The sequence below is a fragment of the Elusimicrobiota bacterium genome (assembly GCA_026388075.1).
Taxonomy (GTDB): domain Bacteria; phylum Elusimicrobiota; class Endomicrobiia; order Endomicrobiales; family JAPLKN01; genus JAPLKN01.
Map to the genome: position 1 here is coordinate 1 of JAPLKN010000137.1, position 12245 is coordinate 12245.

A 12245-nucleotide genomic window follows, 5' to 3' on the forward strand; every position below is an offset into this window, starting at 1 on the left:
TTCTTTTCGGAAATTTTTTGGCCAGCAAAAGGTATCCCCTGCGGACTTTATTATAAAAAGAAATTTTTTCTTTTTCCATGCGATCGTTTTTTTTGAGTTTCTTTACCCTTTTAAGCCCTTCGGAGGCCGAGATATCCAGCAAAATTGTAAGATCGGGGATTATCCCCTGAGAAGCAAAATAATTTAGTTTTTCAATCATTTTTATATCTAGCCCTCGCCCATAGCCCTGATATGCTATTGTAGCGTCAAAAAACCTATCGCAAATGATGATACTTTTTGATTTTATTGCGGGCAATATTGTCCTTTTAACGTGTTCTGCCCGGCCCGACTCATATAAAAAAAGTTCAGCCAAAGGGGAAATCTGATTTTTTGGATTAAGCAAAATATTTCTTATATATTCTGCAAACTTTGTGCCGCCGGGCTCGCGGGTGTAAACGACTTTATGGCCATTTTTTTTCAAATAGTCGTAAATGAGCTTAGACTGCGTGCTTTTTCCGCAGCCGTCAATTCCTTCAAATGTGATAAAAATTCCTTTTTTCATTTTTAACCCAGATTTTTCAATAGAAAAATCTGCACGCAGTGCCGCACCATTGAAAAATGCTGAAAAATGAAGCACTTTAAAAGAGTGTAAGCTGGAAACCCCTGCAAACATTTAATTGAACAAGTTATAAATGGTGCGGGGTTAACCCAGCTCGTCGGTGACGGGCTGCCCCTTCAGGACAAATTTTGCAATCTGTTGCAAAATTTGGGTTTAATATAAATTTGAACGAGTAATTCTAACAAAAAAAGCATATAGTGTCAAAAACAGAAACGACGGAATCAAAGTATTAAGAACTGGATAACTGGTGAGACAGAACTTTAGGGATTGGAAGTTGTGAATATGAGCAGTTGCTGAAAGCCGAGCGATGAAGGTTGACAGCTCAAATACGATATTGACAAAACGGTAATGTAGTTATATAATCAAAATGCTTTTGAACAACAAAGAAATAACAGGGAGGGAGATTATGGATAAGAAATTAAGTGCAATATTACTATCATTAGTATTTTTTGCAATGTTTTTCTTAACCGGTTGCGGCGATAACAATATTTTCGGATGGTCGCATAAAACTGGGTCAGGTTCCAATGTAAGCTCGCTGTCTTCGGATGCATATTCTGCTCTGCAGAATAAAGATTATGCAAAAGCGCTTGAATATTACTCCAAAATTCTGGAGTCAGAGCCCGGAAACTCAGAAGCGATATACGGTTATTCGGCTGCTAAACTCGGCGATGCCGGGTTAGATATATCAAGTTTGGTTGCAAATCTCATTCAACAACAAAGCGCTCCCTCTGCCGCCCCTTCAAGACTTTCTCCCGCAATTGCAGAATTAGCGAAAGCACCGTATTTTTCTTCTTCTGCTTCAATGCTTCCTGATACGATAATGCAAAAGATTGATAAAATTTCGGCGGCGGTTAATGATATACTGTCAAACAAATATCTTCTGAAAATCATAAAAGGCCAGGGTGATGGAAGCGTCAGCCCGGACAATCCGGATTTGAATATCAATATAGCTTTTTGCCTTGTTTTGCGTGCAGCAATTACCGCTCATAATTCGGGCATAGATTTTCAAAATGACTATTCTCAAAGCGGTGCTGGGGACACTTCTGAAATGCGTTCCGCTGCGAAGGATCTGGTAAGCGCGTATCATAGGTTATTAGTTGTTATCGCAAAGCTTAACCTTTCTTCAGATGCAGCTATTGCCAATATACAGTCAGACATAAAATCTTTGTTCAACAGCTTGCCTGTGACCACAATAGATTTGAATTATGATTATTATTTAAATTCATAAATAATGGGAGAAAGAAATGGAAAAATTTAGGTTTTTATCTGCAATATTATTGTCAGTGCTGATTTTAACTCCTTCTTTTGCTTTAGCAAAAGAAGACCCGGTCTTTATTAGAGGTGTACGGCCTTTAGCTATGGGCGGCGCTTTTGTGGCTTTAGCTGATGACAAAAATGCGTTTTTCTACAATCCTGCCGGTATAACCCAAAGAACGGGAAGCGAATTCACACTTTTTGAACTGCCTGTAAGCATTACTAATGATTCTCTGAATTTTTATCAATATTATAACGACAATAAAGATAAACTTGAGAATTTTGATAAGTTAAATATCATCGACAAAAATCAGGTAATTACTGATATTAACAACAAAATTACAAAATATAAAACTAGAATCACGCTGGGATTTCCAAACTTTAGTTACCTTACTCCCGGTAAAAAGTTTCTTTCCTGGGGTATAGGAGTTTTTGACGAGGCTAATGTTGGTTTTCAGTTCAGGTCGGGTATTCTTATTCCGAATTTAAATTATTGGGGAAAAGCCGATGTAATCGGCGCGGTTCCTCTCGCGCACCGGTTTGATTCTCTTCCTTACAACATACCCGGAAAAATATCTGTCGGCGCAAATGTTAAATATATTATGAGGGGAAAAATAGACGAGACAAAATCTGTGCTTGAACTGGACAATATTAGTCCGCAGCTTCAAATGGGAAATGGCATGGGTTTTGATATAGGAACCCTTTATCAGCCGAACTCGCGATGGAATTTCGGCCTGCAGATAACGGATCTGGGAGGAACAACTTTAAAGTATGATGCGGTTAATACAACTGATCCCGGGAAACTCAGTAAGCCTGCATATAACAGCATGATAAATTCCGAATGGAACATGGGTACAGCTTTTATCCCTTCAAAAATATATTACTGGCCGAAAAAATATATAAATACCAAGGATAGAATTTTGTTGCTGGCCGATGTAAGAGATATTTTAAGTTCAGAGGAAAGAGTGGTATCGGATTATTTCTGGAAAAAACTTCATCTTGGCGCTGAATTCAGATGGGGCCCGTTATCTTTACGGGGAGGCTTTAATTCCGGATATCCTACATTAGGCTTGGGCGCAAGAATACCTTATTTAGGATTGAGGGCAGATTATGCTTATTGGACTGATGAATTAGGAGCATATGCGGGCCAAATTGCAGAAACAAATCATAGAATATCTATTGCTTTAAGCTGGGGTGATTCAAAAGGCCGCGCTTACGGAAAAGATGTGAAAGCAGAACAGGAACAGCAAAAAGCTGCAGCGGTGGAACCCAAAAAAGAGGAAATTAAACCAAATCTTGCTTCAGGAACAACTGCTCAAGCCGTAGTCCCTTCCTTTGAACAGGCTGTTTCTACCTCAACTGTGCTTGTAACCAACATATCTACAACTACCGTTAAGGTTATTGCAGAGCCGGTCAAAACTGTTGTTTCTTCTACGGAAACAGTTAAGACGAAACCGGCAGAGGTAATAAAAACTGATGAACCGACACAAAAAGCAGCTGCATCTGCGGCTACTGCTCCGGTTAAAAAGTCAGTTTCTCCAAATAAAAAAGCGCCTATAAAGAACAAATTTGTGCCGCAAAAATGAAGCTCCACGGGCAAGCCCGTGGTATCTCAAAGATAACGGGATTCGCTCCCCGCTTGCTCGTGGAGCGTCCGCCGCGGCGGACCGCACCAAAGACCATTTCCGCCCAAGGCGCCGCGCCTGCCGGCGGGCGAGATCTGCCTCAGGCATGACATCCACGGGTAAACCCGTGGTTTTTGGTGCGTGGATAAATTTTAAGTGATTTTTTATGAAGCGGGTTTGTCTTTCTATTGTTAAGCAAGGAAAGTAACAAATCCGCTTCTTTTTTGACAAACTTGCATTATTCCGCCCAGCTTGCTGGGCTTTTACCGAAATATTCCTTCTCCCCATGAGGGAGAAGGCGAGGATGAGGGGGCTAAAATAACTTTCACCCTCACCTCAATCTCTCGGAGCCATAGGCTCCTATGAGCCGAGGCCTCTCCCATCAATGGAGAGGAAGAAAATAACCTATACGTCTGATACCCCGCCTGTGGCGGGGCGGACTGGGTGGAGGTTAATTTTAAAATATGAAAAAATATTTTATAGTATTATTGTTTTTCGTTATTTTTCTTTCAGCAGATTTTCTTTTTGCCGCGCCTCCGATAAATTGGGAATGGAGAAAAGAAAACCCTAATATTGCAAACACTGAAAGGACAATGACGGCAGAGCAATTGAAGTCTCTTGAAAAAGTTGGCGCCGTGAGAGCCCCCGGAAAACTTGGGTTAACACCTCCAACAACAAAGCAAATCATTGTTGTGAGGGTTCAGTTTTCGGATAAGTTTTTTCTTAAGGACATGGCAGCCGGAAAAACCGATGCTGAAGTTTTTTTTCAACAAATGAGAGACTATTTTGGCGAAAATTCTTATACACTTTTTACGGCTTCTGCGACCGTCAGCGCAAGCACCTATACTCTTTCTGCAATCAGTAATTATAACCATGAAACCGACGCAGATTATCAAAGACTTTTAACGGATACGGTTAATATTTCATCGGGAGATATTAACTATGCCCTATATGATCATATTATGATTTTTCATGCCGGACAAGGACAAGAAATGCATGGCACATCTGAAGATATATGGTCGGCTTTTTATCCAATGAACTTTTCGGTAAACGGTAAATCGTTTAACGGTTTTACTGTTGTTCCTGAACTTGCCCCCGTTGGGACAAGCCCTCTAGGAGTTATCTGCCATGAGTACGGCCACCAGCTTGGACTGCCGGATATTTACGATACTTCAGTTTTGGGCGGAAAAAGCGTTTGCGGCACATGGACTTTGATGGATTATCCATACGGTGTAGATAATACGGGAATCAATCCTCCTCATCTTGACCCCTGGTGTAAAAATTATCTGGGATTTCTTGATTTGTCGTCTCGTATCGGATCTACGGCAAACAGCGCTTTAACCTGGAATTCTATTGAAACATCACAACCGCTGGGTTTTTACAAATTGCCTATTGAAGTTGCATCCTCTTCAGAATATTTTGTTGCTGAATACAGAAATACCACCGCAGCGGGAGCGGTATATGATAAGAAAATACCCGGGACAGGCCTTGTTATATGGCATATAGACGATGCTATTGCTTCAAATACTACACGCCTGTCAAATAACGATATAAATTCCGGGAAACCTCACTTGGGGATTGATCTTGTTGAGGCTAACGGAAGTTTTGTTGCGCCGGGGCAGGCTTCAAATGCCTTTGTTTCAGGAGATAATTTTACTACTCCTTTGTCTAACAGTTTTGAGGGGATTGAATCGGGTATTTCAATTGCGGGGATTTTGATTACCGGCGGATCTGCAAGCGGAACTCTGGCAATGATATCGGCTGAGTCGGGACTAAACTTAAAAAAACTTATTAACTATCCTAATCCCGCGGGGATAGGGTATTCTCATCCGAGGAGCTCCCTTGGCATAATTACAACAATCGTACTAAAAGCTTCGCGCCCTCCGCGGGAACTGGAGTTGACTTTATATGATCTTGCGGGCGAGAAAATAAAATCTGTAACTAAAGACAAAATAGCATTGAAAGTTGATAAATCAAAAGATTATAACTGGTTTTATGAGTACGATTGGGACGGAAAAAATGAAGACGGGAAAAACGTTGCTCCGGGGATATATTTATACCGCATAAAAGCTGATAATGAAACAAGTGTCGGAAAACTCGCTATTGTCCGTTGATTTCAGTAATTAGAAATTAGTAATTGGTAATTAGATAACATCAAAGGATTTTCTTGCATTTGCCTGGTATCTACATACCAATTACTAATCACCAATCACAAATTACTAATCACTGTCACTTCCGCACCTTACTCAGCAAATAAAATCCTACTAATCCAAAGATTATGTTTGAAAGCCAAGCAGCAATAAATGGGGAAATAACCTTATTCTGCCCCATAGATTGGCCTACCGCCTGAAATGCCCAATAAATAAATCCAAAAATCAGCGCAAAAATAAAACTCAAGATTTTTCCAAATCTTTTTGAAACAGAAACTGCAAAAGGAATTCCGATTAACATTGCAATCAGATAGCTGAATATGGATGAAAACCTTAGATTAAACTGGATTCGTTCATTTTCTGACGGAATGCCGAGAGTTTCCAGCTGCCTTATATAATTTTTGTAATAGCGGGTAGTTTTCTGTTCTGGGCGGATATCATCCAAAACAAAATCTTCGGGTTTTACATAAAGGACTAGAATCTTTTCCTGAAAATAATTTTCATTGAAACCGCCTTCTTTGAAAATCCTTTCTACACCGTTGGAAAAATACCACTGCCTATTTTTGTAATACGCTGATTCAAAAACAATCTGTTTTATTAAATTGAATTGCGGATCAAAAAAATCTATTACTCCCTTTTTAATGTAATCATCTTTAGTGTTGAGATAACCTATCGTCATTCGCCCGTTTCTTGGCAGGGAAACAACGAGATCGTAAAATTCCGTCCTGCTTCTAGGCCTTTCACGATGAATCTTTTCAATCAAAATTTTATCCGCAGCTCTTGATGTGTGAGGAATTACAATTTCCCTCAAAGATAAATCTAAAAGCCCGATAATTAATCCGCAGAAAAGAAACATTGATATTATTCGCCATAGGTTTATTCCGGCTGCTTTTAAAGCGGTAATTTCTCCGTGACGGGCAAACTCCCCCAGAGAAAATAAGACTGCAAGAAAAACTGAAACAGGGAGGACTTGAATACTCCACCAAGGAAGATTAAGAAAAAGAAATTTAAAAACCTCAAAAAATGATGATTTTTGTTCAAGGTAAAAAGTTAAATTCCTAAAAAATTCAGAAATAACGACAAGAATTCCGAAAACCGCTGAACTAAAAAACAGAGGTTTAAGAAATTCTTTTATTAAATAAACATAAATAAGCTTCATTATTTTTTAATCATCCTTTTCCAGAAAAATATTCCGCAAGAAAGCATTGCTAAATTCGGAAGCCATAGAATAAATTTCGGAGGTAAATATTCTTTTTCACCCGTATTTAACGCAATAATTAAAATCATATAATAAAAAGATATTACTAGAATGCTTAATCCGAATCCTGCCGACTTTCCGCCCCGGTGACTAATAAGTGCAAGGGGGATTGCAATAAAAGCAAAAACGATAGGTGCAAATGCCATTGTCCATCTAAGCCAAAATTCATTTTCAAGAAAATTTGATGGCATTTTCTTGGATTGATAATATTTTATTTCTTTTCGCAGCTGAGGAGTAGTCATTTCGCGCAAAGATTGGCTAAAAGGAATAACTTTGCCTCCTAGAAAAATTACAAAATTATATTTAGAAAAATGCATATTGATGAGAGTGTCGGGCTTGTTCGGATTTGTGTTTTGCCAGTATCCATTATAAAGTTCAAAAATTACTGCTGATGGGCTGAGCATAACTGTTGCCGAAGAAGAATTTATTCTCCACGGAGCCCCGTCAAGCTGATTTGAAAATTTATAAATATTCACACCTTTTAAAACTCCGTTTTTCTTATTGAGCGAATGGGCATAGAATCGATATTCTCCGATATTTGTTATTGTCTTTTCTTCAAATCTTATAAAAGGCCTTTGCGAAAGAATTTTCTGGTAGAGCTGTCTGAAATTTTTGTGTAATGATGGGGATAAAAAATGATTAAAGGGAATCATTAAAATGCTTATTAAAATGACAAACATAAGTATCGGGCTGGTTAAGGTTTTATAATTTGTGCCGGAAGAACGCAAGGCAGTTATTTCATTATCTTCTGAAATCCTTCCATAGCCGATAAGAATACCGAACAACACTGCCATAGGTATGGTTAGGGACAAAATATTAGGTAAAATCAGCAAAAAAAGTTTAGTTACTGTCCATAATGAAATTCCTTTTGTTAGGGTCAGATTTATTAGCTGGATGATTTGGTCTAAAAGAAGAATGATGGAAAATATGATCAAGCCGAAAATAAAAGCTTCTAAAAATTCTCTTATAATATATTTACAAATGATTTTCATGGCATTTTTTTCCTTAAAATGATATTTGATTATACTAAAAAATATTTTAAAAATGAAATAAGATTATTGGCGGGCTTTGATATATCTTGTCAATAAAATTCAGATATACTCAGATTATCAGAAATATTTTAAGCTTGAAAATTTCAAATAGTTATTATATATTCAGCGTGTTTATAATCTTTATGATTTTCACATATATTGGTAGGGGTTAGGAAAAAGAAGTAAAATTAAGTATAATAATTTGGTTTACCACGTTAGAGAAGGCCAGCGACTTCTGTCGTCGGATTGAAATCATGCTGTTAGATGGCGTTTTACCCCATTGCCCGCCCGCAGGCTCGCTTCGCAGCGAAGCGAGCGAGGCAGATCTCTAACGTGGTTTACTTATAAATTAATTATATAAAGTTGTCTTTCCGGAAGAAGCTAAATATTTTAATTAATGAAACAAGTATTGGCAGCCCTTCTAATTGTAATTTTCTTCATCTTTTTTAACCTTGCCGCCAGAGGACAAAATCTTCCTTTTCCCGAAAAAAAGTATTCTATTTTAGGAACAGAACGAGACAAAGTGTTTGAAGAATACGATTCTACAGGTACTAAAAATCCTGCCGAAGAAGAAAATTATTTTGTTCCGCTTTCTTCAGAAACTTCAAGCGAATATCAACTCAATATCCCTACCACAACGGCTCAAATAGAAGCAGGGTCGGATCTTATTGACTATATGGCTAGCAAAAATTTCTTCTCTTATACCAAAGAACAGTGGAATGAGATGAGAAGAAAAAAAGAAAAAGGCTTAAGGCCCGGCGAAGAAGAGCCCGCTGTTAGTACTGTTCCGGTTTCAATCCGTCAGCAGTTGCCTCCAGGTTTAGCGGTAGAGCTTCCTTATGAATCACAGCTATCTATTTCAGGCAGAAAATTGATCGGCTCAAGCCTAAAGTCAACTATATATGATCAGCCCGAAGAAGGGAAACGCGTTAATTCCACTTCTTTTTCAATGGAGCAACAGCTGCAGGTCCGGATAAAAGGCACCGTCGGAAGAAAAGTAAATGTTAATGTTGATTTTGACGATACAACCAGCGATAAAAGGGATATTTCTGTCGTTTATAAAGGCGATCCCGATGAATTTATTCAGGAAGCGGCGTTCGGAGACATTGTTATGTCTCTTCCTCAAACCGAGTTTGTCGGCTATTCAAGGCAGCTTTTCGGTATTAAAATGGATACAAAGTATAAAAACTTAAGAACAAAAGCATTTTTCAGTCGAACCAAAGGTTTGTCAGAAGTGAAGCGCTTTACCGGAAACACCCAGTTTCAGAGGGTAACTATACCCGATACTTCATATATTCCCTTAAAATATTATTCTCTTAAATCTGGAATAGACGGGGCAAAAATTGGAACGGTAAAAATTTATCAAGCTGACCTAAAAATTAGCAACAGTTCAAATATTATTATAACAACAACTACAATAATGGATTCTCTCTTGTCGCCTACTTCAACCTACTCGGGGAATTTTTATCTTCTGGTTCCGGGCCAGGACTACATAGTTGATTATCGCTCAGGGATTGTTTCTTTCAGGAATCCTTTAGGCAGCAACTATATGATTGCCGTAGACTACCAGAAAGCTGACGGAACTTGGCTTAGAGACACCGGTTCCCAGCCCGGACAGCCGAAAATAGTAAAGGACCAGAATAATACTGTCGGAATAACTACGGAATTAAAAACGTTCTATAGCTTGGGAAATGTGAAGATAATAAGAGATAACGGGAGAGGAAATTTTATTTTACAGATTAAAGATTTAAGCAACAATATTCCTTCTTCAATTGAGCCGGGGGGAAAACCCGTTCCGATATATCCTCCGCAGGTCGGTGTCCCGATAAATATGAATGCGGATTTTGATAACGGTATAGTTTATTTTGATCCCGCGGATTCCAAGCCATTCCCCGATGATTTATATACAATCAACAACCACAGGTATAATATCTATTGCGAGTACCGCTATCGAATAAAAATTATTTCTTTAAGGCCGGGTATTGTGCCTCAGTCGGAAAAAGTGGTTATGGACGGCAGGGTTCTAAAAAATAATCAGGATTATTTTATTGACTATGATGCGGGTCTTGTAACATTCTATGATGTAGATAAAATTACGGATGATACAGTTATAGATATTTCGTACGATTACGCCCCTTTCGGAAGTTCCGGAGGCTCAACTTTAATAGGATTAAGGTCTGAACTATCACTGACCCAAAATGTTTTTATCGGCACGAGTTTTATCTATGATTTTACCTCGCAAACGCAAAGTGTTCCTGACATCAGGAACACGCCTTCCAGCCTGATGGTTGCCGAAGTTGATTCGCGTCTATCTGATATGAAAATTCCATATACTCCTTTAAAAATGTCAGTTTCCGGCGAATATGCTTTAAGCGTGCAAAATCCTAACATTATGGATAAGGCGGTTATTGAGTCAATGGAGGGAATTCAGCAGGCTGATTCGGTTTCGTTTTTTCAAGAGGCTTGGCTTCCTTCAGCCTCGCCTTTAAAAGTACCTTTTTATCTGGGTGATATCTCTGTTTCAAGGCAGGAGGTTTATAAGAGAGATATAAGTTCCAACCTTGAAAATATTGCGGATGAAAAACAGCAGATTTTAAATATTGATTATAATTTAACCCGTCAAAATGAACTGTCTTTGGTGCAGGCCATTTCTAAAGAAGGGCTGGACTATTCTAAAAAATTGTATATTGAAACCTGGATAAAAGGAGACGGTAAAGGCGAAAATCTGTCTATTGAGTACGGAACCTTCAATGAGGATGTTGATAGTTTGGGAAGTTTGAGGACTGAAGACAAAAATAATAGCGGTACTCTTGATCTTGGAGAAGATATTGGCTGGCAGTTCCGTAATCCCGATGCAACCTATTCCTTGTACGGGGCAAATAATGGAAGGTTAGATACTGAAGATTTTAACGCCAACGGAATACTTGATACCCTGGATGTTTCAGCATTCCCGGGCCCATACGGCCCGACGGATGGGAAAACAATTACGGATGTAAACGGCGTGGCGCATGCAAATGTTGACTGGACAGGATGGAAATTATTCAGAATTCCGCTAAATATCGCGTTTCCGCAGGACTGGAAAAATATACGGCAGGTTAGGGTTACAATAAAAGGAACTTCCAATGAGTCGGGTACAATTTCTTTGGCAGAACTTTCTATTGTGGGCAATAGATGGGAATCGCTGGCAACGGAAGTTTCGGGGAGTTCGATAACAATTTCAGCAATAAATACCGATGACCCTAATTATGTTTCGTTGGTAAGTAACTACGATTATCAGCAGTTATATGACAGTGCAAATTCTTCCGAAGACTTGAAAAGAAAGGAACAGGCGCTTTCTATCAGCTACAATATCTCGGCTGCCAGCGCAACTGAGTTGGGCGCAAAAGAAATTTATACTGGAAGGCCTTATGATTTTTCCGCTTATCGTTATTTGAAATTTTTTGTTTACTCAAAAGGGGCAACTGGAGATGTATTTTTTATCCGGGCCTGCGGGAATGATTCTAATTATTATGAATATAGCGTTCCTATTACTTCCGATTGGGCTAACAATTGGCACAGAATTATTATCAGGCAGGATGGCGCAGCAGGCAGGGCCGACCACTGGGTTTCTATGGATTCAAACGGGGCCATTGCATCAGTGGGTTCTCCATCCTTAAATAATATCAACCAAATCAAAGTTGGTGTTCGGACAACCGGTCCTAAGTCCGGCGAAATATGGGTCAACGATATTTTTGTCACGGATTCATTCAAAAAAGAAGGCCAGGCAAGGAAAGTTAACATTGATTTAACTTTGCCCGGATCCAAGAAAATAGGGCAGATGACCGTTGGCGGAGGGCGAAAAGAAATAGAAAGGAATTTCCAAACTTTTTCTCCCGGGATTTACGACCGGGATTACCTGGAAGACAACGGGCGTTTTATTTTCGGTGGCGTAAATGTCTCGGGTTTAAATTTGTTTCCGATAAGTGCCCAATTGTCAAGAGTAAGAACCATACAGCCGTCAATCGTTCAATCTCAAAATAACCTTGTTTCTATTCTGGATGAAGGTAGAGTTATAACCTATTCAGGGTCCGGTCAAACATCTATGAAACTTGGAAACAAACTGCCGCAGTTCAGCGGAACTTATTCACGCTCAATTACGGACACTCAGCAGATATCAAGGCTGGAGGATAGAGAAACCGTTTCCGGAAATATGGACTATTCAAATCCCTTAAATGTTTTTGTTCTTCCGTCAGGCATTTCAGCAAACTACAGCATTTCAAATTCTTTTTATAAAATATATCCTTCAACCAAAATGATAGATTCGGATACATTTCTTGATGTTCAGACATT

The 12245-nt window shown here is 39.0% G+C and carries 7 protein-coding genes; 4 read left to right on the forward strand and 3 right to left on the reverse strand.

Going from position 1 to position 12245, the window contains the following annotated elements; genetic code table 11:
• On the reverse strand, nt 1-541 hold a 541-nt coding region (gene tmk / locus NT145_07570), incomplete at its 3' end, for a dTMP kinase (GenBank protein ID MCX5782537.1).
• Nucleotides 542-1004: 463 nt separating this feature from the next.
• On the opposite strand from tmk, the gene NT145_07575 reads away from it, so the two are divergent.
• From NT145_07575 to NT145_07585, 3 genes are all read left to right on the forward strand, one after another.
• Nucleotides 1005-1826, forward strand: coding sequence for a hypothetical protein (locus NT145_07575; GenBank protein MCX5782538.1), 822 nt, complete (start codon nt 1005-1007; stop codon nt 1824-1826).
• A 16-nt stretch (nt 1827-1842) separates the two neighbouring features.
• Complete coding sequence (locus NT145_07580; GenBank protein ID MCX5782539.1) at nt 1843-3438, forward strand: hypothetical protein; 1596 nt, start codon at nt 1843-1845, stop codon at nt 3436-3438.
• A 503-nt stretch (nt 3439-3941) separates the two neighbouring features.
• Nucleotides 3942-5591, forward strand: coding sequence for a M6 family metalloprotease domain-containing protein (locus tag NT145_07585; GenBank protein MCX5782540.1), 1650 nt, complete (start codon nt 3942-3944; stop codon nt 5589-5591).
• Nucleotides 5592-5706: 115 nt separating this feature from the next.
• Here the strand turns inward: NT145_07585 and NT145_07590 are convergent, their stop codons facing one another.
• Complete coding sequence (locus NT145_07590) at nt 5707-6786, reverse strand: LptF/LptG family permease (GenBank protein ID MCX5782541.1); 1080 nt, start codon at nt 6784-6786, stop codon at nt 5707-5709.
• Nucleotides 6786-7877 carry an LptF/LptG family permease gene (locus NT145_07595; protein MCX5782542.1) on the reverse strand — a complete coding sequence of 364 codons (1092 nt, stop codon included), beginning with the start codon at nt 7875-7877 and terminating at the stop codon, nt 6786-6788. Before NT145_07595 ends, NT145_07590 begins: the two co-directional genes overlap by 1 nt.
• A gap of 436 nt (nt 7878-8313) precedes the next feature.
• Between NT145_07595 and NT145_07600 the strand changes: the two genes are divergently transcribed.
• Nucleotides 8314-12245, forward strand: a 3932-nt coding sequence (locus tag NT145_07600; GenBank protein ID MCX5782543.1) for a hypothetical protein, incomplete at its 3' end; no start/stop codon positions are given.